22 protein-coding genes are annotated in these 20,740 nt (G+C 46.9%); 17 read left to right on the top strand and 5 right to left on the bottom strand.

The window, feature by feature from the left end; translation table 11 throughout:
• The first annotated feature begins 16 nt into the window (after positions 1-16).
• From fliH to flhB, 12 genes are all read left to right on the top strand, one after another.
• Positions 17-817 carry a flagellar assembly protein FliH gene (gene fliH, locus VIC_RS09865; RefSeq protein WP_006959511.1) on the top strand — a complete coding sequence of 267 codons (801 nt, stop codon included), beginning with the start codon at positions 17-19 and terminating at the stop codon, positions 815-817.
• The gene (gene fliI, locus VIC_RS09860) at positions 817-2,142 is read left to right on the top strand and encodes a flagellar protein export ATPase FliI (RefSeq protein WP_006959509.1); all 1,326 of its coding nucleotides are present in this window, start codon (positions 817-819) and stop codon (positions 2,140-2,142) included. The genes fliH and fliI overlap by 1 nt, the downstream gene beginning before the upstream one ends.
• 3 nt (positions 2,143-2,145) lie before the next feature.
• A complete protein-coding gene (fliJ, locus tag VIC_RS09855) occupies positions 2,146-2,586 on the top strand; it encodes a flagellar export protein FliJ (RefSeq protein WP_006959507.1) in 441 nt (146 codons plus the stop codon).
• A 138-nt stretch (positions 2,587-2,724) separates the two neighbouring features.
• Entirely contained in the window at positions 2,725-4,767 is a 2,043-nt protein-coding gene (locus VIC_RS09850) for a flagellar hook-length control protein FliK (RefSeq protein ID WP_006959505.1), read from the top strand.
• 37 nt (positions 4,768-4,804) lie between these two features.
• A complete protein-coding gene (fliL, locus tag VIC_RS09845; protein WP_006959503.1) occupies positions 4,805-5,302 on the top strand; it encodes a flagellar basal body-associated protein FliL in 498 nt (165 codons plus the stop codon).
• A 7-nt stretch (positions 5,303-5,309) separates the two neighbouring features.
• Complete coding sequence (fliM, locus tag VIC_RS09840; RefSeq protein ID WP_006959501.1) at positions 5,310-6,365, top strand: flagellar motor switch protein FliM; 1,056 nt, start codon at positions 5,310-5,312, stop codon at positions 6,363-6,365.
• 24 nt (positions 6,366-6,389) lie between these two features.
• A complete protein-coding gene (gene fliN / locus VIC_RS09835) occupies positions 6,390-6,800 on the top strand; it encodes a flagellar motor switch protein FliN (RefSeq protein WP_006959499.1) in 411 nt (136 codons plus the stop codon).
• A 3-nt stretch (positions 6,801-6,803) separates the two neighbouring features.
• A complete protein-coding gene (gene fliO, locus VIC_RS09830) occupies positions 6,804-7,223 on the top strand; it encodes a flagellar biosynthetic protein FliO (RefSeq protein WP_006959496.1) in 420 nt (139 codons plus the stop codon).
• A complete protein-coding gene (gene fliP / locus VIC_RS09825) occupies positions 7,210-8,085 on the top strand; it encodes a flagellar type III secretion system pore protein FliP (protein WP_039951701.1) in 876 nt (291 codons plus the stop codon). The genes fliO and fliP overlap by 14 nt, the downstream gene beginning before the upstream one ends.
• A gap of 12 nt (positions 8,086-8,097) precedes the next feature.
• Positions 8,098-8,367: a flagellar biosynthesis protein FliQ gene (fliQ, locus tag VIC_RS09820; protein WP_006959490.1), complete on the top strand. Its 270-nt coding sequence runs from the start codon at positions 8,098-8,100 to the stop codon at positions 8,365-8,367.
• A gap of 11 nt (positions 8,368-8,378) precedes the next feature.
• Entirely contained in the window at positions 8,379-9,161 is a 783-nt protein-coding gene (gene fliR, locus VIC_RS09815; protein WP_006959488.1) for a flagellar biosynthetic protein FliR, read from the top strand.
• A 9-nt stretch (positions 9,162-9,170) separates the two neighbouring features.
• A complete protein-coding gene (flhB, locus tag VIC_RS09810) occupies positions 9,171-10,301 on the top strand; it encodes a flagellar biosynthesis protein FlhB (protein ID WP_006959486.1) in 1,131 nt (376 codons plus the stop codon).
• A 28-nt stretch (positions 10,302-10,329) separates the two neighbouring features.
• Here the strand turns inward: flhB and smrB are convergent, their stop codons facing one another.
• Positions 10,330-10,860 carry an endonuclease SmrB gene (smrB, locus tag VIC_RS09805; protein WP_006959484.1) on the bottom strand — a complete coding sequence of 177 codons (531 nt, stop codon included), beginning with the start codon at positions 10,858-10,860 and terminating at the stop codon, positions 10,330-10,332.
• 62 nt (positions 10,861-10,922) lie between these two features.
• On the opposite strand from smrB, the gene prmB reads away from it, so the two are divergent.
• Positions 10,923-11,855, top strand: coding sequence for a 50S ribosomal protein L3 N(5)-glutamine methyltransferase (gene prmB, locus VIC_RS09800; protein ID WP_006959482.1), 933 nt, complete (start codon positions 10,923-10,925; stop codon positions 11,853-11,855).
• A 186-nt stretch (positions 11,856-12,041) separates the two neighbouring features.
• A complete protein-coding gene (gene aroC, locus VIC_RS09795) occupies positions 12,042-13,127 on the top strand; it encodes a chorismate synthase (RefSeq protein WP_006959479.1) in 1,086 nt (361 codons plus the stop codon).
• 43 nt (positions 13,128-13,170) lie between these two features.
• On the opposite strand, the gene VIC_RS09790 is transcribed toward aroC, so the two are convergent.
• Complete coding sequence (locus VIC_RS09790) at positions 13,171-15,177, bottom strand: DUF885 domain-containing protein (protein ID WP_006959477.1); 2,007 nt, start codon at positions 15,175-15,177, stop codon at positions 13,171-13,173.
• A gap of 430 nt (positions 15,178-15,607) precedes the next feature.
• A complete protein-coding gene (locus tag VIC_RS09785; RefSeq protein WP_006959475.1) occupies positions 15,608-16,231 on the bottom strand; it encodes a trimeric intracellular cation channel family protein in 624 nt (207 codons plus the stop codon).
• Between the two features lie 221 nt (positions 16,232-16,452).
• Here VIC_RS09785 and VIC_RS09780 point away from each other — a divergent pair, with 221 nt between their 5' ends.
• Positions 16,453-16,983, top strand: a complete 531-nt coding sequence (locus VIC_RS09780; protein ID WP_006959474.1) for an elongation factor P hydroxylase — start codon at positions 16,453-16,455, stop codon at positions 16,981-16,983.
• A gap of 34 nt (positions 16,984-17,017) precedes the next feature.
• On the opposite strand, the gene VIC_RS09775 is transcribed toward VIC_RS09780, so the two are convergent.
• Both VIC_RS09775 and VIC_RS09770 read right to left on the bottom strand, forming a co-directional pair.
• Positions 17,018-17,494 carry a hypothetical protein gene (locus tag VIC_RS09775; RefSeq protein WP_006959473.1) on the bottom strand — a complete coding sequence of 159 codons (477 nt, stop codon included), beginning with the start codon at positions 17,492-17,494 and terminating at the stop codon, positions 17,018-17,020.
• A 13-nt stretch (positions 17,495-17,507) separates the two neighbouring features.
• Positions 17,508-19,646 carry an LruC domain-containing protein gene (locus tag VIC_RS09770; RefSeq protein ID WP_006959472.1) on the bottom strand — a complete coding sequence of 713 codons (2,139 nt, stop codon included), beginning with the start codon at positions 19,644-19,646 and terminating at the stop codon, positions 17,508-17,510.
• Between the two features lie 158 nt (positions 19,647-19,804).
• Here VIC_RS09770 and VIC_RS09765 point away from each other — a divergent pair, with 158 nt between their 5' ends.
• On the top strand, positions 19,805-20,068 hold the full coding sequence (locus tag VIC_RS09765) for a YfcL family protein (RefSeq protein ID WP_006959471.1): 264 nt from the start codon (positions 19,805-19,807) through the stop codon (positions 20,066-20,068).
• A 136-nt stretch (positions 20,069-20,204) separates the two neighbouring features.
• On the top strand, positions 20,205-20,729 hold the full coding sequence (locus VIC_RS09760) for an NADPH-dependent FMN reductase (RefSeq protein WP_006959470.1): 525 nt from the start codon (positions 20,205-20,207) through the stop codon (positions 20,727-20,729).
• Positions 20,730-20,740: the final 11 nt, after the last annotated feature.

Here is a 20,740-nt window from a genome sequence, read left to right as displayed (position 1 = left end):
AAGGGTTAAGGTTTCTATGTCTGGGGAAAGAAAGCGTGGTTTTTTGCGCTTAGATAATGATGAACAAATTCAGAAGCCTGAGCGTTGGGGGATGCCGGACTATACGTCTGACACTCACAAGCACGCAAAAGAAACGGCGATGAATTACGACCCAGGCTGGATGCCGACCTTGTCTGAGCCTGAAGAAGAAGCCCCCAAAGAACTGACTGAAGAAGAAATCGAGCTCATCAAGCAGCAGGCTTATCAGGATGGTCTGCATCAAGGTCAAGAAGCTGGTTTTAAACAAGGCTACGATAAAGGCAAAGAGCAAGGCCAACAAGAAGGTCATCAAGAAGGGCTGGAAGCAGGTAAAGTAGAAGGCATCGAAGCAGGGCAAGAATTTATTCAGCAGCAAGTCCAGACATTTGTTGGACTGGCGAATCAGTTTGCCCAACCTCTTGAGTTGATGAACGCTCAGGTTGAAAAGCAACTAGTCGATATGGTGCTGACTTTGGTTAAAGAAGTCGTCCATGTTGAAGTTCAGACCAACCCTCAGGTTGTTTTGGATACCATCAAACAATCCGTTGAATCTCTGCCAGTATCAGGCCATTCCATTACGCTCAAACTTCATCCAGAAGATGTTGAAATCATTCGCACTGCTTATGGCGAAGAGGAATTGGAATTTCGTAACTGGACACTGATGTCAGAGCCTGCACTGAATCGCGGAGATGTGCAGATCGAAGCGGGTGAATCGAGTGTTAACTATCGCCTTGAAGACAGAATACGTAATGTGCTGCAAAGCTTTTGTGGGGTAAATCGCCACCAAGGTGGTGAGTAATGTTAGCACTGGCTGAACGCCTATCTCAGTACCAAACTCAAGGGTTAACTTGTCGCCCTGTTGCTTCAGGGAAGTTGGTTAGAGTTGTTGGATTAACTCTTGAAGCCACCGGATGCCGCGCTCCTATCGGCAGTCTCTGCAAAGTTGAAACCATGCATGGTGAGATGGAAGCAGAGGTGGTTGGTTTCTCTGGTGATAACCTCTACTTGATGCCCAGTGAGCAAATCACGGGTGTCTTACCTGGCGCTAAAGTTACGCCTTTGACGAGTGAAGCCGGTTTGCCTGTAGGCATGGAGCTACTTGGTCGCGTTATTGATGGTGTTGGTAATCCGTTAGACGGTCTTGGCCCTTTGTATACTGAAAAGCGAGCAGCCTTCAACGCCGATCCTATTAACCCTCTTGCGCGCAAACCTATTTCTGAGCCTCTCGATGTTGGTATCAAAGCCATCAACGGACTTTTGACGGTTGGTAAAGGTCAGCGTATTGGTCTGTTTGCTGGTTCAGGTGTGGGTAAGTCGGTCACGTTGGGTATGATGACTCGAGGAACGACCGCTCAAGTGGTGGTTGTAGGCCTAATTGGTGAGCGTGGACGTGAAGTAAAAGAGTTCATTGAAGAAATCCTTGGAGTGGATGGGCGTCAACGATCAGTTGTTGTGGCGGCACCTGCTGACTCTTCACCACTGATGCGCCTCAAAGGCTGTCAGACCGCACTGACGATAGCAGAGTATTTTCGTGACCAAGGGTTAGATGTACTGCTGCTGATGGACTCTCTGACTCGATTTGCGCAGGCTCAGCGTGAAATTGCCCTATCTGTAGGCGAGCCGCCTGCAACTAAAGGTTATCCACCTTCGGTATTTGCGAAACTACCAGCCTTGGTAGAGCGAGCGGGGAATGGCGGTCAGGAGCAGGGTTCTATCACGGCATTCTTTACCGTGTTGACGGAAGGGGATGATCTTCAAGACCCAATTGCAGATGCATCGCGAGCAATTCTGGACGGTCATATTGTGCTATCGCGTGAAATGGCTGATGCAGGCCATTATCCTGCCATTGATGTTGAGAAGTCGGTCAGTCGTGTCATGCCACAGATTACCTCTGAAGAGCAGATATTGATGTCCAAAGCGGTACGTCAGGTGCTGTCTGTTTGTCGTAAAAATCAGGATTTGGTATCAATTGGCGCTTATAAACCGGGATCTGACCCGGCAATCGACAGTGCGTTTACTTTAAAGCCTCGACTGGATGGTTACTTACAGCAGGCTATGAAAGAAACGGTTCCATACGACATGTGTGTCAATATGCTGCGTAATCTTCTTCAGGGAGATTCGTAATTTATGGATAATGCGCTGGATTTTCTATTAAGTCAGGCTCAGGAGCGAGAGAACCAAGCGGTACTTGCACTCAGTCAAGCGCGAGTTGAATTGGATGGTTATTATCAGCAACTAGAGCAGATAGAAAACTATCGTTTGGATTACTGTAATCAGCTGGTTGAACGAGGTAAGCAAGGGCTTACAGCCAGCCAATATTCTCATCTTAACCGCTTCCTCACGACATTAGATGAAACTCTGTCTAAGCAGAAACAGGCAGAAGAGCATTTCAAATCTCAAGTAGAAAGCTGTGAGCAAAATTGGCTGGAGTGTCGCAAACAACGTCGCTCTTACGAATGGCTGATTGAGAAAAAGCAGACGGAAAAAGAACGCTTACAGAATATTCGTGAGCAAAAACAGATGGATGAGTTCTCTACCCTTCAATATTCTCGCCGTACTTCGAACTAATATCACGTTAATACCCTCTTCTCCTTTCTGATTGGCGCACTTCTTGCAAAATTTCCCGTTAAATAACGTGTTGCCGCTACTTGCTATTCGAATGATTGGCCGTGACTGTTCTCTCAATTATGCGTGAGTGATCTATTTATGAATGTGAATCTAACTCCGGTTTCCGATACGCCTAAAACATCGAGCTCCGCTTCTCCATCAGTTGAAGCAGGAGACGAAACACAGCAGTCCGAAGGCTTTTTTTCCAAACTGGCGGCTTTAATCAAGGGAGACTCTGGCGAGAAAAAAGTGTCAGAGTCAGACTCTGCAAAAGCTGAGCAAGCGAGTGATGGCGAAGAAAGCACTAAAGCACTTCTAGAACAAGAAGTTAGTGGTGACGAAGAAATTAGTATTGATGATGGTGAAGGCGCTGAATTTGGAAAAGTAGTAGCAGCAGATACAGACGGTGCTGTGGCTGATGAGCTGTTAAAATCTGACGATAGCAAGCAAAAGCAAAGTGCAGCGACTGACCTTGAATCTTCGGCAGAAGGTAAGGTCTCTGTTAAGGCTGATGGAGACGCAGAGAAGATAATCTCAGAAAATGAAGAATTGCTCGGGCGATTGAATGAAGCTAATAAAGCCCTGCAACCTAAAGACGGCAACGATTTGCCACAGAAATCTCAATTAGTGGCTGAGGGTGAAAAATCGGCTAATCCGCTTAAGGTAGAGAAAATTGGTGAGCAAGCGCTAAAGAGTGCGGCTAAATCCGATGTTGAGGCAGAAACCAATCTGAAGTCTAACACCATTAAAGACGGCGCTATACCTCTTGAACAAAACAAGCTAGCCTCTGAGTCTGTATCGCTAAAGCAGCAAGTGGGTGAAGAAGCTGTCGTCATTCCTGAAAACGCCAAGCGATTCATTGAGCAAGATGGCGGTCAAGAACCAGAGTTGGCATCAGCAGCAAGTAAAATTCAACCAGAGCATGTCGCTGTTGTAGGTAGTGTGGGGGCTGCTGCTAGTCTTACCCAATTAGTCGATAGTAAAGCGGAGATGACCAGCCCTGAGATTGAGCTTCTAAAACAAGAGCTTAAAGCTCAAGGCTTAACCGACAAAGAAATTGAGCAAGTCGTGGAAGCCGCGAAAGCTGAAGCTCAAGCACAATTAGCCGCGACAAAAGGGGCTGAAGTGGTTCAACCCTTGAAAGCGACAGCGGAAAAACCGGTTCAAGCTAAAGCAACTCAAGTTCTGCAAGCAGCTAGTGATGCGACTTCAAACAGTGTTGATGAGCCTACCGTCGCAGCAGGAGCTGTTGCTGGAGCGGTGGCCATTCCATGGGCTGTTTCTTCAACAGAAACAGGGGTAGAGGAATTACAAATTCAGTCGGATGCCAAACCTAAGGCGCAACAAGCCCATTTAGCTCAGTCTGTACAGCAGGCATTGCATAGCTCTTCAGCTACAACGATGAGCGCCGCTCAAAACAATCTTCAAGCGACTCAGCAGGCTTCGGCTATGCCATTACCTAATGAATTAGCGGCAAGTCAGCTTCAACAAGCGGTCGCTAATCCAGCTGTGAGTGAGCAAGCGATGCTAAAAGCGGTAATGGGGGCAAAAGCGGCGGGAACTTTGGGCAAATTAGCTACAGTGGAAGGCAAGCAGGGGCAGGGCCATGAAGCGGGATTTGCACAACAGCTTTCTCAAGCAGCAGGACAACAAGGTTTGACGGTACAGAATCAGTTACGTGCCGAACAAGCAGCCGCGCAAGCACCAATGCAATTGAATCGTGAGATTGCAGGCGAGCAAGTTGCTGAACGTGTGCAAATGATGATGTCGAAAAACTTGAAAAATATCGATATTCGCCTTGACCCACCGGAGCTGGGGCGTCTACAAATCCGTATGAATATGACTGGAGATGGGGCTACCGTGCACTTTACAGTCGCCAACCAGCAAGCGAGGGATGTTATCGAACAATCTATGCCGCGCTTGAGAGAAATGTTAGCTCAGCAAGGGGTCCAACTGGGGGACTCTTCAGTGCAACAGCAATCTTCTGGTCAGCAACAAAACCGCTATGCGGCTGGAAATGGTCCGGAAACTGGTCAAGGTGACGGCAATCAAGCCTTCTTAGGTGAAGAAAACCTTGAACCAGACGTCAATCTTGATTTGAATGTCGCAACAAAGCGTGATGGAATTAGTTATTACGCTTAAACTGTAGAAAAGTAAGAAAAATAGAGAAAGATCAGATATGGCAGACGAAGAATTAGAAGCAGAGGCACCCAAAGGTAAAAGCAAGCTGTTAATTATCATCATCGCTGTTGTCGTTTTGTTAGTTGGTGGCGGTGGTGCTGCGTTTTTCCTGATGGGATCAAGCGAACCAGAACAGATGGAAGAAACTACTCAACAAGAAGTGGTTGTTTCTACTGACCCCGTTTCTTACGTCAATATTGCGCAGCCGTTTTTGTTCAACGTGACTGGCGACAAAAAAGATCGTTTAGTTCAGATAAAAGTGCAGTTAATGGTGCGTGGAACTGACAATGAAAACCTTGCACGTTATCACTCTCCACTAATTGAAAGCTCGCTACTTGGCACATTCGCATCAGCGACCGTTGATCAACTTCGCAGCGTCAATGGCCGTGTTGAGCTTCGTGATAAAGCGACAGAAGATATTAAAGCGAGCCTGACTCGTGCGGTAGGCCAGCCCGTGATTGAGCGCGTGTTGTTTACCGACTTTGTAATACAGTAGGTGAAGAGTGACCGATCTATTAAGCCAAGACGAGATTGATGCGCTACTCCATGGTGTCGACGATGTTGATGAGGTAGAAGAAGAGAGTGGTGGTGCCGCGGCGGATCCCAGTGCGGTAGACTTTGACTTCTCCTCTCAAGACCGCATTGTTCGTGGTCGAATGCCGACACTGGAGTTGATCAATGAGCGTTTTGCGCGTCACATGCGTATCAGCTTGTTCAATATGCTGCGAAAAACCGCTGAAGTGTCGATAAATGGCGTACAAATGATGAAATTTGGTGAGTACCAAAACACTTTGTACGTACCCACCAGTTTGAACATGGTGCGCTTTAGGCCACTGAAAGGGACAGCACTGATCACCATGGAAGCACGGTTGGTGTTTATTTTGGTGGAAAACTTTTTCGGCGGTGACGGTCGTTTCCATGCACGTATCGAAGGTCGAGAATTTACGCCTACCGAGCGTCGAATTGTTCAACTGCTGCTTAAAATCGTTTTTGAAGACTACAAAGAAGCATGGTCGCCAGTGATGGGGGTCGAGTTTGAATACCTCGATTCTGAAGTGAACCCAAGCATGGCGAACATTGTCAGTCCGACGGAAGTGATTGTTGTCAGCTCTTTCCATATCGAAGTCGATGGTGGTGGTGGTGACTTCCACGTGGTGATGCCTTACTCCATGGTTGAACCTATTCGTGAGCTTCTGGATGCAGGTGTCCAGTCAGATAAAATGGAAACGGACGTTCGTTGGAGTACAGCGCTTCGCGAAGAAATTATGGATGTTCCGGTTAACTTCCGAGTTAACTTGCTGGAGCAAGACATCTCACTGAGAGACTTAATGGAGCTTCAACCGGGCGACATTATCCCAATCACTATGCCTGAAAACGCTACTATGTTTGTTGAAGAGCTGCCTACTTTCCGTGTGAAGATGGGACGTTCTGGTGAGCAACTTGCGGTTCAGGTGTCTGAGAAAATCAAGCGCCCAGATGTGGTGAAAACCGATATCGCCTTCCTGGGTAAAGACGTCATTTCTGAATTAGAAGAAGATGACGGTGAAATTGAAGATTAATACAAAAGTAAATAGGTAACAGGTATGGAACCGAGCGACGATCAAAAACTGGCGGACGAATGGGCTGCGGCATTAGGCGAAGACCCTGATGCGCCAGAGGTAGATGTAGATGAGGTTATGGCCGCTCAACTTGATGAGTTGCAAGACACCGGGTCACCTATTTCAGAAGACGAACGCCGTAAACTCGATACAATTCTGGACATTCCGGTAACGATTTCTATGGAAGTCGGCCGTTCACAAATTAGTATCCGTAACTTATTGCAACTCAACCAGGGTTCAGTTGTAGAACTGGAACGCTTGGCTGGTGAGTCATTGGACGTTTTGGTTAATGGTACCTTGATTGCACACGGTGAAGTGGTTGTGGTCAACGACAAGTTTGGTATCCGTCTGACTGACGTAATAAGCCAGACTGAGCGAATTAAGAAGCTAAGGTAGGTTATGAGACAACAGTTAAAAGGAGCGTTACTGTGTGTCCTGACACTTCTCTCTCCTGCTGTTTGGGCTGAAACTGCGACAAGTAATCAATTAGATTGGGCGACCACGTTTGGGTCGCTCTTGTTCGTTGTGGCGTTCATTCTCTTTTTGGCTTGGTTACTGAAACGCATGCGTGTGCCTGCGATGATTAACCAAAGTGGGCTGAATATCGTGCGCCAGATTCCAGTCGGCACCCGTGAACGAATCATGATTGTGCAGGCAGGTGAAGAGCAGTTTTTAGTTGGAGTGACAGCACAGTCTATACAACTGATTTCCAAATTGGATACCCCTTTGACTCAGGAGGAGCTGAACAAATCTGCATTGGCGGGCAGTCCTTTTGCCACTCAATTGACTCAGCTATTAAAAAAGAATGATAAACACTAGTCGATTCGCTTCACTGATACTGACTATATGTCTGAGCTTTTTTTCAGTAACTTCGTTTGCTGAGGAAAGTATCGCAACGCCTATTCCTGACAATGCCGCACCATCGCAATCGGTAACCGTCTCTGCCATGGAGAAAGAGCAGGGCGCAGCAAGAACCATCTCAACGGGCAGCTTCACCGGTGGCGGTGGAGGCATTCCAGCGTTCACTATGACCACTAACCCAGATGGCAGTGAAGACTATTCGGTTAACTTACAGATTCTAGCCTTAATGACCATGTTGGGCTTCTTGCCTGCCATGGTTATTTTGATGACGTCTTTTACGCGTATTGTCGTGGTGATGTCGATTCTTCGTCAGGCGATGGGTTTGCAACAAACGCCTTCCAACCAGGTCATCATAGGCATCGCGATTTTCCTGACCTTCTTCATCATGTCGCCTGTGTTGAACGAAATCAATGACAAGGCGATTCAGCCTTATATCAACGAACAAATTACGGCTCGCCAGGCCTTTGATGTTGCTCAGGCACCGATGAAAGACTTTATGCTCAAGCAAACACGAGTCAAAGATCTGGAAACCTTTGTCAATATCTCTGGCTCGGATGCAACTGCTCCTGAAGATGTTTCAATGGCCGTATTGATCCCAGCATTTATCACGTCTGAATTGAAAACGGCTTTCCAGATTGGCTTTATGCTCTTCTTGCCATTCTTGATTATTGATTTGGTGGTTGCTTCGGTTTTGATGGCTATGGGTATGATGATGCTTTCTCCAATGATCGTTTCTCTACCGTTTAAACTGATGCTGTTTGTCCTTGTTGATGGCTGGAACCTGATTTTGTCGACCCTAGCCGGCAGCTTCGCCTTATAGCGGGAGGAAAGCATGACGCCTGAAGTATTTGTCGAGTTATTCAGAGGTGCATTGTGGATGGTGCTTCTGATGGTGTGTGCCATTATCATTCCCAGCCTCCTTATTGGTTTGATTGTCGCGATTTTTCAGGCCGCCACATCGATTAACGAACAGACGTTGAGTTTCTTACCTCGTTTGGTGGTGACTTTGCTGGCGTTGATGTTGTTCGCTCATTGGATGACACAGATGTTGATGGAGTACTTTTTCTCGATTGTTGAGCGCCTGCCTCAGGTTCTCTACTAAGGCGGTTTCACGTGGAGTACCCAACGAGCCTGATACTCGACTGGATAGCCAACTACTTCTGGCCTTATACCCGAATTGCTGCCATGTTGATGGTCATGTCGGTGACAGGGGCTCGTTTTGTTTCTACTCGTGTCAGACTCTACCTTGGTTTGGCAATCACATTTGCTGTAATGCCAGTTATTCCAGCTGTGCCCGACACCATAGAGTTGCTCTCCTTCCAAGGGTTCATGACCCTCTTAGAGCAGATCATCATTGGTGTCGCAATGGGCACCATTACTCAGTTCATGATTCAGACCTTCGTCATTCTCGGTCAGATCCTAGGTATGCAAGCGAGTTTGGGTTTTGCTTCCATGGTCGATCCTGCCAATGGGCAGAATACGCCATTGCTAGGTCAGCTTTTTATGTTCCTTGCTACGATGTTTTTCCTTGCAACCGATGGTCACTTGAAAATGATCATGCTGGTGGTGATGAGCTTCAAGTCGTTACCTATTGGTAGCGGTTCACTGAACTCCGTCGATTTTAGGGAATTAGCCCTTTGGCTAGGGATCATGTTTAAAGTCGCACTGAGTATGTCTTTGTCTGGGATTATTGCGTTGTTGACGATTAACTTATCATTCGGCGTTATGACTCGTGCAGCACCACAGCTGAACATCTTCTCTCTGGGTTTTGCGTTTGCTTTGATCGTCGGCTTGTTACTCTGTTGGTACATTATTGCCGGGCTCTTCAGTCACTATGAGCTATTCTGGTTGCAAGGGGAGCAGCAAGTGTGCAGCTTCATACGCTTAAATTGTTAGGGGGCTGAATTGGCAGAATCAGACGGTCAAGAACGCACCGAAGACGCCACGCCCAGGCGCTTGCAACAGGCTCGTGAAAAAGGGCAGGTTGCAAGGTCAAAAGAACTAGCGTCGGTATCTGTGCTTGTTATTGGCGCCATTGCCTTGATGTGGTTTGGCGAGTCACTTGCTCGTGCGTTGTATACAGTCATGGGGCGTCTGTTCGACCTCTCTCGTGATGAAATTTTTGATCTGCCAAAGTTGTTTGATATTGCTCTTGGCTCGATGGGGAGTTTGCTTGGCCCGCTGCTGTTGATTCTTGTTGTCTTGTTCATTGCCGCTTTAATCGGCGCAGCAGGGATCGGCGGTATTAGCTTCTCAGTTGAAGCAGCGATGCCCAAGTGGTCAAAAATGAACCCACTCAGCGGTCTGAAACGAATGGTAGGTCTGCAAAGCTGGGTTGAACTACTTAAGTCGATTCTGAAAGTGACGTTAGTATCTGGTGTTGCTTTCTATTTGATTGATGCTGCGCAGGAAGACCTGTTTCAGTTGAGTATGGATGTCTATCCGCAGAACATTTTCCACGCGTTAGATATCTTGCTTAACTTTGTACTATTGATCAGTTGTTCGTTGTTGATTGTCGTTGCGATCGACATTCCTTTCCAGATCTGGCAACACGCCAATCAATTGAAGATGACCAAACAGGAAGTCAAAGACGAGTATAAGGAAACGGAAGGTAAGCCTGAAGTTAAAGGGCGGATACGTATGTTGCAACGCGAAGCCGCTCAACGTCGAATGATGTCAGAAGTCCCACAAGCCGATGTAATTGTCACTAACCCGGAGCACTTCTCTGTGGCTCTGCGCTATAAACAGGATACTGATAAAGCGCCGATTGTGGTGGCGAAAGGTACCGATCACATGGCGCTAAAAATACGAGAAATTGCTCGTGAACACGACATTTATGTTATTCCAGCCCCTCCGCTTGCTCGAGCGTTATATCACTCTACGGAATTAGAGCAAGAGATCCCTGATGGTCTGTTTACAGCGGTGGCGCAAGTACTGGCCTATGTGTTCCAGCTTAAGCAGTACCGCAAACGTGGTGGCCAGCGTCCGCACTTTAAAGCGTCAGAGTTACCGATTCCACCAGACTTAAGGCAATAGAAGCTGGCTTCTATTTATGAGTGTGTTTCTATTTTTCCGGTATCGACAGCAGAACCAACAAAGCGCCGTCACCACCAAACTCTAATGGTGCTTGGTGAAATGCCATCACATCAGGGTGCTGCGCCAACCAAAGCGGCGTTTTCTGCTTGAGAATATGCTTACCAATGCCGTGTTGAACACACGCACACGAAATTTCATTTTTGATGCAGTATGCGATCATCGAGCCGAGTTCACGCTTCGCTTCATTTTGTGTCATACCGTGCATATCTAAGAACACATCCGGGACGTACACCCCACGGCGAAGGCGTTTCACCTCATATTGAGAAACATCATCGCGGGCATAGCGAGTCGGGCCGTCTTCGTTGAGAAGTGGCACGAACTCATCAGAAAAATAAAACTCTGTATCGCGGGCTTCACGCGCGCTACGTTTGATTTCTTTTTGCTTAGTATTTTTTTTTGGCTGCTGGACTATGGTATCCTGTCGCAACTTTTTTACGCCTTGTACTGCATCCCTGAAAAGGGCGAAATCATCATCAATTTCGGTGTCTTTTTTGCTCATTGGGTCATAGATACATAAATAAAATGCTATTGGCAGTATTGTAGCGCTTTTCGGAGGCAATTTTGGATAAGATTTTTGTAGAAGAAGCGGTATCAGAGTTACACACGCTTCAGGATATGATTCGTTGGACTGTGAGTCGTTTCAACGCCGCAAACCTATTTTATGGTCACGGTACTGATAACGCATGGGATGAAGCGGTTCAGCTGATCCTGCCAACGTTGTACTTGCCAATTGATGTGCCTCCGCATGTATTAAACTCTCGTTTAACCAGCAGCGAGCGCCTGCGCATTGTTGAGCGCGTTGTGAAACGAATTAATGAGCGTACTCCAACCGCTTACCTGACCAACCGAGCTTGGTTCTGTGGTTTAGAGTTTTTTGTCGATGAACGTGTTCTCGTGCCTCGTTCTCCAATTGGTGAGCTGATTCAGGCAGAGTTCCAACCTTGGCTAATCGAAGAGCCAACACGCATCATGGACCTGTGTACCGGGAGTGGCTGTATCGCGATCGCCTGTGCACATGCTTTTCCGGATGCAGAAGTTGATGCCATTGATATTTCGACAGATGCACTGCAGGTTGCCGAACAGAATGTTCAGGACCATGGTATGGAGCAGCAGGTATTCCCTATTCGCTCGGATCTGTTCCGTGATCTGCCTAAAGAGAAGTACAACCTGATTGTGTCTAACCCACCTTATGTGGATCAAGAAGACATGAACAGTTTGCCTGATGAGTTTACTCATGAGCCTGAGCTTGGCCTCGCTGCGGGTACGGATGGCCTGAAACTGGTGCGTCGTATTCTGGCTAATGCGCCAGATTACCTGACGGAAAACGGTATTCTTATCTGTGAGGTGGGTAACTCTATGGTTCATATGATGGAGCAATATCCACATATCCCGTTCACTTGGCTTGAGTTTGAAAATGGTGGCCATGGTGTATTCATGCTGACGCGTGAACAAATGCTGCAACATGCAGAAGAGTTCTCTATCTATAAAGACTGAGTATTATTCAGCTCGCTTGATTTGATAAAACGCCGGACAGCCCTGTCCGGCGTTTTTTATTGGTAAAGAAAAGCAAAATAGATCGGCTTTAGGGCTTTACATCAAATCGCAATAACGCCACTATGAATTTACGAACAATTGTAATGTACAGCTTTGTTTACAGAGCTGAAGAAATTTGAGGAAGTAATGGCAGGAAACAGTATCGGACAGCATTTCCGAGTGACGACATTCGGAGAAAGTCACGGTATCGCACTAGGATGTATAGTCGACGGGTGCCCTCCAGGGCTGGAAGTAACTGAAGCAGATATTCAGACGGATCTGGACCGTCGTCGTCCGGGTACTTCTCGTTATACCACTCAACGTCGCGAACCAGATGAAGTGAAGATTCTGTCTGGCGTATTCGAAGGTAAAACCACGGGTACTTCGATTGGTCTGTTGATTGAAAACACAGACCAACGCTCAAAAGATTATTCGGAAATTAAAGATAAGTTCCGTCCAGGTCACGCTGACTATACCTACCACCAGAAATACGGTGTGCGTGATTACCGAGGCGGAGGCCGCTCTTCCGCACGTGAAACCGCTATGCGTGTAGCTGCGGGTGCTATCGCTAAGAAATACCTGAAGCAAGAGTTTGGTATCGAAATCCGCGCTTACCTATCTCAAATGGGTGATGTGTCGATTGAGAAAGTGGATTGGGGCGAGATCGAAAATAACGCGTTTTTCTGCCCAGATGTCGACAAAGTTGATGCGTTAGATCAGCTGATTCGCGATCTTAAAAAGCAAGGCGACTCGATTGGTGCCAAACTACAGGTTGTCGCCACCAACGTACCTGTTGGTTTAGGCGAACCTGTGTTTGACCGTCTGGATGCTGATATCGCTCATGCGCTGATGAGCATCAACGCGGTCAAAGGTGTTGAAATCGGCGATGGATTCGACGTTGTTAGCCAAAAGGGCAGCGAGCACCGTGATACTTTGTCTCCAAACGGTTTCGGTAGTAACCATGCTGGTGGCATTTTAGGTGGTATCTCGACTGGTCAGGATATTGTTGCGAACATTGCGCTAAAGCCGACGTCTAGTATCACCGTTCCGGGTGAAACCATCACCAGAGAAGGAGAGCCTACTCAGCTGATCACCAAAGGTCGTCATGACCCATGTGTTGGTATTCGCGCAGTGCCTATTGCAGAAGCAATGCTGGCAATTGTAGTGATGGATCACTTACTTCGCCATCGAGGTCAGAATCACGGTGTGACGACAGAAACACCTCAGATTTAATGAATAGAAACGGCTTCCACAAGGAAGCCGTTTTTAATTAGGCTTATTGTTTTGCTGAAATCCAGTTGTTGATGTTGCTTTTCATCACTTCCATCGGTTGCTGCCCGTAGCGTAGCAGTTGGTCGTGGAATTCAGCGTATTCAAACTTATCTCCTAGCTCTTGTTGAGCCTTTTCAAGCAATTCTCGGATAACCAGATAACCGGACTTATAAGAAACCGCCTGACCGACATAGGCGGCGTAGCGGAAGCTTTCTGACTCTATATCACCTTCGCCGAGCGCGGAGTTGGCGTGCATATAATCGCGTGCTTGCTGAATACTCCAGCCGTTAGCGTGAATGCCGGTATCGACCGCCAATCGCATATTCCTCAGCTGTGCTTCGTTTAGACTGCCAAAGTACTGTAGGGCGTTACACTCTTGCTCATCCGTATAGATTCCACCTTGGAACTGGCTATAGTCAGTGTTGGGAGCGCACATGCCTTTGCCGTTAACAAACGTCGGCTGATTCTGCTCGTTAAGCTCTCCATAAATGCCCATTTCGATACCAAGCCACTCGGTGTAGAGCGCCCAACCTTCACCATAGGCGGTGTACCAGATATCCTGCATATAATCGGGCAGATTAGCAGGTGGGTATTCCTGCGCGTACGCGTTTTGGAAATGATGACCAGGCGCCGCTTCATGTAACAGCAAGGTCGAGACATTCCATTTTTGCAGGCTGTAATCTGGGTTAGTGTTGAGAGTGAACACATTGTTATCGTAAGAGGCCACACCATCATACATCTCGCTTTCAGCAGGGGTTGGCTCTATGGTGTAGTCGGCTTCGATAGGTTTAAAATAGCTGGCAACGACACCGTTGGCATTGTCTTTAAACACGTAATAGTCTGTCAGCGCGTTTTCACAGGCAGAAGGAGAGGACGCGCTGCTGCAGACTGCTGCGTATTGCTTGTTTGTTGTTTGTAGACCATCTCGGCCATAAAAGAATTGCTCGCTGTTGAGGTATTTAAAAAACTCGCCGAGATTGATCTGACCTGAGTCCGTCGCGAGTTCAAACGTCCGAGGTGAAACGTCTCCTGTTGCTGGATCACGATACGCAGCTTCCACGATGGAACCGCGCTTGGCCACCACCACTTTTGCCACGCGAATCATTTCCGCTTTAGCTTCTGCGACCAGTTGTTCACCCATATTATGTAACTCGGCGGCTGACTTTCCGGTAGTACTGTTTCGGTCTAGGTGCCACTGATACCAGCTCTGCCCATTGGGTAAATCACCCCAGCCAATATTCTTGTCGGTGAGTTGGCCTTCACCGCGAGCGCTTTTAACGTACTGATTGTGTAGATACGCTAACAGCTCTTGGGTTGCCCGCTGTGCTTTCTCAACTTCCTGCGTGTATTGATTGATAAAAGTTGGCGTATACCCTGACTGAGTTTTTAAGTCGTTTAATCCTATCTTGAGCATGGCAAAATTATTGTAGCTAATCGTGTCCACGCTGTTTTGATATAGGCGCTCAGCAAGAATGGCGGGTAGTTGAATACCCTGCTGCGTAGCTTGCTGGTATTGGCTGTGTAAGCCCCTGACCCAGGAAGTGTACTCTTTGAGTATGGTAAGTTGATCTTGGTACGTTTGTTCACTGTCTGAATCATCAATCGCAGCGCCCGCTTCTTCGGCATTCCACTGGATGTAGTTGTAAAAATGCGTGACTGGGACATCGAAGTTGCCAAAACGTGTATTGGCGAAGCTTGCACCACGAATCGCAATGGTGCGGTCAAAGCGGAACGTGTCGTAATAGACCTTTTCTTCATCGGTTAAAGCGCTTCTTTCTATTTCAAGAAGCTTGTCGAGATAGATACGATCCAAAGACTGACGTGCGGCAGCCATCTGATCATTGATGATACCAAAGTGAGTGCTATCCAGAGATTGTGATTCATGTTGGTAGCTGTCAAGTAGTGCCGTCAGCTGGGTGGAAGCATCATTTGTTTTTGGCGTGGAACTACAGCCAGCCAAGATGACGGCTAGCGTTATTGCCGATAGGGTAATACGTTGTTTGTTTCTCATCTTCAGACCTTTCAGCTTATTTTAAGTGACGGCAAGGAAAAGAATGGAGAGAGATTAACGATAGTGAAGTCGGACTCTTCCTTGCGGGTGACCAGAGTAAAATAAGTCGTCTGCTGTGTTTGTGCAAAAGGTCACAGGACAAATTAACGGATAATTAACCCGTCACGCACTCATAATTGAAAGTTGCATCAATATGTTAGCGATTGGTGAGCAAGTACGTCGTTTTGAAGAGGCGTTATTAAACCAATGAAGAGATTTGCAGAATACTTGAATGTACTTTCATCGCACAATCGCGCTTCGATGGCAGGTTTTGGTGGTAAATCCAAGTTGGCTCACAAATGATTCTTAGCGGTAAATATTCGGGCGAATATTATTCATAGATAGGCGACAAGCTAGAGAATAAAACGCCCCGAGAGTGGGGCGTTGTGAATTAGTGCAGAGAACCTTCAGTCTCTAGGTGGAATGAAGGCAGACGCCATTTAAAGCGAACCGCAGCCATGCGCAGCATGTAGCCTACGACTAGCGTTGAGATGGTCGCGGTGACGTCATTAATACCAAACTCCAGCAAGGCTAAGTAAAGGCCTGAAGCAATCAGGGCGACAGACGCGTATAACTCTTCGTGCAATACAAGCGGTGTTTGACGGCAGATTAAGTCACGTAATAGCCCACCAAAAACGCCTGTTACCAGTGCCGCTACCATACAGATCATTGCATGATGGCCCATTGCTAACGCCACTTTAGTACCGATTATGCTAAACACAATCAGGCCCAGCGCATCGAGGCGAATGAACAACCCTTTAAACTTGATGATCCATTTGGCTAATCCCGTGGTTAGCACGCCCGCAATACAGGTGATCGCGAGAAATTGTGGATTCTCTACCCAGCCGAGCGGGTAGTGGCCGAGGAGGATATCGCGCACTGTTCCACCGCCAATCGCTGTTGCACTCGCAACGAGCATAACCCCAAACCAATCCATTTTTCTTCGACCTGCACTGAGTGCGCCGGTCATGGCTTCAGCCGTGATGCCAATGATATATAAAATGCTCAATAACATTGTTTTGCCCTACGTGACTAGCGGATTGGAAATTTGCCATTCTGTAACCAATAAAAGGCAGTTTAGTGGGAAATGTGATCTGTGACGAATGAGATTTTATGAATGTGAAGGGGGCTTTCGCATAATTATTTCTAATGTCAGTAGTTGGTGTAGGGATTTGCAATTGGGATCAAAAATGCGAGAATGCCGAGCGCTGTAATTTAAACCATGATTTTATCCCCATGAGCCACAAATATCAGGATCTGATCAACATTTTTAACGCCACTTTTCTAAGTGAATATAATACGCGTTTGGAGTTAGGGGGCGACGAGCCTATTTACCTGCCAGCGGATGACAGTCAGCCTAATCACCGGATTATTTTTGCTCGTGGTTTCTATGCGTCAGCACTTCACGAAATCGCGCATTGGTGTGTCGCAGGACCAGAGCGTCGCTTATTAGAGGATTTCGGCTATTGGTACGAACCGGATGGACGCACTGAAGCGGTTCAGGCTGAGTTTGAGAAAGTAGAAATTCGACCTCAGGCGTATGAGTGGATCCTCTCTCTTAGCGCAGGTTTTCCGTTTACAGTGAGCTGTGACAACTTAAACGGAGACTTTGAACCTGATCGTTTAGCCTTTATGCACAAAGTTCATACGGAAGTCGGCAAGATATTTGAGCAGGGTATGCCACTGCGTGTTCGTATGCTTTCAGATGCATTACGGTCTTTTTATCAACAGCCTGCGCTGGATTATTCCATGTTTGAAGTAATGTAAAACCAGCCGCAGTATGCGGCTGGTTTGCTTTTCGTTACTGAATGAGCCAAGTCGATTCGGCTTGGTTGTTGTGATTGAGCGTATAGACCAATGGCGCAGTGTTGGGTTCCATGACGGAAACTACCGCAATCAATGATTCGCAATGATTAGGTACTCGTAGTTGATAACTGCCTGTTCCGGATTGCAACGCAGCTTTCAAAAGGCACTTGTCATAGTCAACAGACTCCACGTTCCCCCCAGCATTATCACAGACGGAGATGTAAACCTGAGAGGCTGAAAGGTGAGGTAGGCTGACATCTATGTCGACCTGATACACCGAAGAAAGATTATTGTCATAATCGATACGCACATCGGCCAAAGTGTTGGAATCTTCATCGGTTGATGCTGCAGCGGCTGAAGAGCCCGTTGATGAACCTGAAGAGCCTCCTTCACCACCTCCGCCGCCGCCACAGCCGGAGAGAGAAACAAGTATTACCATTGCAAATAAGTGCGTCAGTTTGATATTCCACATAATCGTTTCTCCTTTAGTCGATATAAATTTTGCCGTCTACAGAAGTTTCGTACCAGGTCGGTTCAGTTTGACCTGTGGCGTCTTCGGCGTAATCGTCAAATTTGGTGTAAGCCTCTAAAATATTGACCTGTTCGTATGGATGCTGCCAGGTTGTAGGGATTTCTATACCCCAAGGTAGACCTTTGTCATCGTGGTAGTGGGTATCGCCACTTGATGCATCGACACCGTAAGACTTGTATCGCGTGTCAAACTTACTGGTCGGGGATTGGTTTTTGAGGTGAATTTCTAAACCTCGTCCTGGGAACCCGCCTGTCAACTGATAACCAATATCACCGTAATAATGACCAGGTGCTGCAAATATAAATGGGTCATACGGGAATTCTGGCATGGTTGATGTGTCGACTGCATTTTCAAACGAAAAGGTGAGGCTCCAGCTTGGACGATAACTCGTTCCGCAGTTTTCTTGAGTTCGGAACATAGTGCACTCTTCAGCTTCACCAGGCTCAGTAATATCCCACAAGTCTTCGTGAATGATGAATACCGCGTCGACAGTGTCTGTTTCTAGTACGGTCGCGGTTTGCAACTCGTTATTCACGTAAAGTTGTACTGAATCTGATTTAACGTCTTCTTTTGCGACATTAGGCAATCGAATAGCAAAACCTGAGTGGTAGTTACCGCCGAGAGCGGCGACCTGACCTTCAATCTTCATGCGAATGACTTGGTCGTTGAGCTGGTACTCCGTGTATTTAACGTTCATCAGGACGTCGTTCATGTCATAGTCGCCGCTTCTTGGGTACTGATCTTCATAGGCGAAAGAAGTATAACCACCACCGCTGGGGTATAGTTCGGTCACTACACCGCTCTCCGTGATGTCGACTAGGTAGTCTTCCACCTCACCCGCGGGAACACCGCCGCTTGGACCAATGCCCGATGTGTTGGAAATTCTGAATCGAGCCCAAGTCTCTCCGGTGACAGCCCAAGTTGGCACAGTAAAGAAGATGTCGCCAGTGCTATCGTTCATCGATTGGTCGCTGATGATGATTTCGTTAGACTCAAACTCACCATCTCGGTCGAAATCAATCCAAGCATTGAGCACTGAACTGTCAGATGTACCTGCAGCCGTTGCGATGATTTTACTGGTTTGTCCCACCTGAATTGGGACGGGGAATTGGATACCGTCATCATCGTCCGAACCATCTGAAGTATCATCACTGAGCGGATATGGGCTACCGTCGGTCTCTCCATCAATAACAGAACCTAACTTAAGATCTGACATACCATGACGCGCACCAGAAGAAGCGAAAGTCGTTTTGTAACTGTCTGGCGCATCGCCGAAATCGGTGTATTCACTGGGTTCGACTGGAGCGAGAGCACAGCGAGCACCATCGTTGGAATTACTGGAAGGGCCATAAGCAAAAAATTCTGCGTTGGAGCTGTTTCCATTGATAGTTACTTTGAAGACATACCCATTGCTGTTGTTGCTGGCGTAGAAATTACCATCGACATCGAAATAGACCGCACCAAAAGTAAAGCGATATCCGAGTACATTTTTATCTAACAGTTGGTTTAGTCGATTGGAAGTGCCAGCGTTGACATCAATCTCCCAAAGGTAACCATTTGAATCGATGGAATAAGCCAGGCTGTTGTCAGGATGAAAGGCCAAATCGTATATTGAAGGATTACCGAATTGGCTAGGCGGTGATGAAAGCTCCATGACAAGAGTATCTAAATCAATTTTGTAGAGCCCGTAATTAGGTCTATAGCCGTACCAGGCGTTCTCATCAAGAGATACGTCACCAACGTAGATAGAAGTAGGGGCACCAGATGGCTTGCTGACATTGAGCAACGTTTTTGTAAAGGTGGAATCAATGCGAGAAAGTGAGGCTGTGCCATAATCCCAGCCGTAAATGAAGTCGTCATGTTTGCTATAACCCACACCATTTAGCTTTGCAGTATCTAAATTGGAATCCAGTGTGACGTAGCTACCGACGTCGATGTTGACACCATAGGCGACTGGCGTGCCTGTTGGATTCTGAATCAAAAATGCTTGAGTCGGACACGAGGTGAATGGTGTCTCTGCAAAGGCGAATGATGCTTGGAACAAAGCACTGGCTACCACCGATATGTTTAAAGCCGTTTGTTTTCTTTTCATGGGTTCTTCCTCGCTGAACTTCGTTGAATAGTTGAGGAAGTGCACAGCGCGTGCCATGCTGCCAGCCCTTGATATAACTAGGGTTTGCGTTAATTTTCTCAATGTGAGAAGCTCTGCATTCTTTTTGAGAATCAAACTGACCCGGGCAATAGAGCATTATGATTATTGAATTTGAAGAGAAGCTACTAGAAATGATTGATGCGCGTATTGAGACCGCATCTGATGATGAGTTGTTTGCTGGTGGGTACCTACGTGGACATATTTCTCTATCTGCTGCTTCGTGTGAAGAAGAAGGCGTCAATGATATAGAAGAACTGAAAGTACGTATTCAAGGCAGTCTGGATGACGCACGTTCCGAATTGAGTCCTGCCGATCGCACTATCGTCAACGACCTATGGTTAGAGTTAGTCAATCAAGCCTAACCTCTACAGATATCTTTTTATTAAGGGCTTGTTCGAATATTTCGAACAAGCCCTTAAACATTTTATAGTTGTTGGTTTTCTGTTCGCTGGATATGCTCTTCTGTACATAGTAAGGAGAGAGTCAGGAGACAGAATTATGAAAATCGTCGCTTTTGGAGCTTCAACCAGCTCAACGTCTATCAACAAAACGTTAGCAACTTATGCTGCTCATCTAGTTGAAGGAGCAGATGTGACTATCTTGGATCTTAACAGCTACGATGTTCCGCTGTTTAGTGAAGATAAAGAAAAGGAAATTGGTCAGGCTGAGGAAGCAAAAGCGTTTTTGGAGGACATTGCTCAGGCTGATGCGTTGATTATTTCTTTCGCAGAGCACAATGGTTCTTACCCTGCTGCGTATAAAAACCTGTTTGATTGGGCAACACGTATTGAGCGTAACGTATTTGCCAATAAGCCAGCCATTTACCTGTCTACATCACCAGGCCCTGGCGGTGCGTCTAATGTTTTAGCTGCTGCTACAGGTTCTGCTCCATACTTTGGTGCTGAAGTGAAAGCCTCTGTATCTATTCCAAGCTTTTACGACAATTTTGACTTGGAGTCCGGGTCATTTAAAAGTCAGGAAGTGGCTGAGCAAGTCAAAGCTGCAGTATCAACGTTACGCTGATCTTAAGACAG

The sequence above is a fragment of the Vibrio coralliilyticus ATCC BAA-450 genome (genome assembly GCF_000176135.1).
GTDB lineage: Bacteria > Pseudomonadota > Gammaproteobacteria > Enterobacterales > Vibrionaceae > Vibrio > Vibrio coralliilyticus.
The sequence above is the reverse complement of the archived record's forward strand: the minus strand, read 5'-3'. Positions and strand labels throughout refer to the sequence as shown.

What these genes read in the sequence shown, in the direction of transcription:
- fliJ (WP_006959507.1), top strand. Translation starts at nt 2,146, where the DNA reads ATGGATAATGCGCTGGATTTTCTATTAAGTCAGGCTCAGGAGCGAGAG.
- fliQ (WP_006959490.1), top strand. Translation starts at nt 8,098, where the DNA reads ATGACGCCTGAAGTATTTGTCGAGTTATTCAGAGGTGCATTGTGGATG.
- VIC_RS09790 (WP_006959477.1), bottom strand. Translation starts at nt 15,177, where the DNA reads ATGAGAAACAAACAACGTATTACCCTATCGGCAATAACGCTAGCCGTC.
- VIC_RS09770 (WP_006959472.1), bottom strand. Translation starts at nt 19,646, where the DNA reads ATGAAAAGAAAACAAACGGCTTTAAACATATCGGTGGTAGCCAGTGCT.
- fliH (WP_006959511.1), top strand. Translation starts at nt 17, where the DNA reads ATGTCTGGGGAAAGAAAGCGTGGTTTTTTGCGCTTAGATAATGATGAA.
- fliI (WP_006959509.1), top strand. Translation starts at nt 817, where the DNA reads ATGTTAGCACTGGCTGAACGCCTATCTCAGTACCAAACTCAAGGGTTA.
- fliL (WP_006959503.1), top strand. Translation starts at nt 4,805, where the DNA reads ATGGCAGACGAAGAATTAGAAGCAGAGGCACCCAAAGGTAAAAGCAAG.
- VIC_RS09780 (WP_006959474.1), top strand. Translation starts at nt 16,453, where the DNA reads ATGAGCCACAAATATCAGGATCTGATCAACATTTTTAACGCCACTTTT.
- aroC (WP_006959479.1), top strand. Translation starts at nt 12,042, where the DNA reads ATGGCAGGAAACAGTATCGGACAGCATTTCCGAGTGACGACATTCGGA.
- smrB (WP_006959484.1), bottom strand. Translation starts at nt 10,860, where the DNA reads ATGAGCAAAAAAGACACCGAAATTGATGATGATTTCGCCCTTTTCAGG.
- fliO (WP_006959496.1), top strand. Translation starts at nt 6,804, where the DNA reads ATGAGACAACAGTTAAAAGGAGCGTTACTGTGTGTCCTGACACTTCTC.
- fliP (WP_039951701.1), top strand. Translation starts at nt 7,210, where the DNA reads ATGATAAACACTAGTCGATTCGCTTCACTGATACTGACTATATGTCTG.
- VIC_RS09760 (WP_006959470.1), top strand. Translation starts at nt 20,205, where the DNA reads ATGAAAATCGTCGCTTTTGGAGCTTCAACCAGCTCAACGTCTATCAAC.
- VIC_RS09850 (WP_006959505.1), top strand. Translation starts at nt 2,725, where the DNA reads ATGAATGTGAATCTAACTCCGGTTTCCGATACGCCTAAAACATCGAGC.
- VIC_RS09785 (WP_006959475.1), bottom strand. Translation starts at nt 16,231, where the DNA reads ATGTTATTGAGCATTTTATATATCATTGGCATCACGGCTGAAGCCATG.
- VIC_RS09765 (WP_006959471.1), top strand. Translation starts at nt 19,805, where the DNA reads ATGATTATTGAATTTGAAGAGAAGCTACTAGAAATGATTGATGCGCGT.
- VIC_RS09775 (WP_006959473.1), bottom strand. Translation starts at nt 17,494, where the DNA reads ATGTGGAATATCAAACTGACGCACTTATTTGCAATGGTAATACTTGTT.
- fliN (WP_006959499.1), top strand. Translation starts at nt 6,390, where the DNA reads ATGGAACCGAGCGACGATCAAAAACTGGCGGACGAATGGGCTGCGGCA.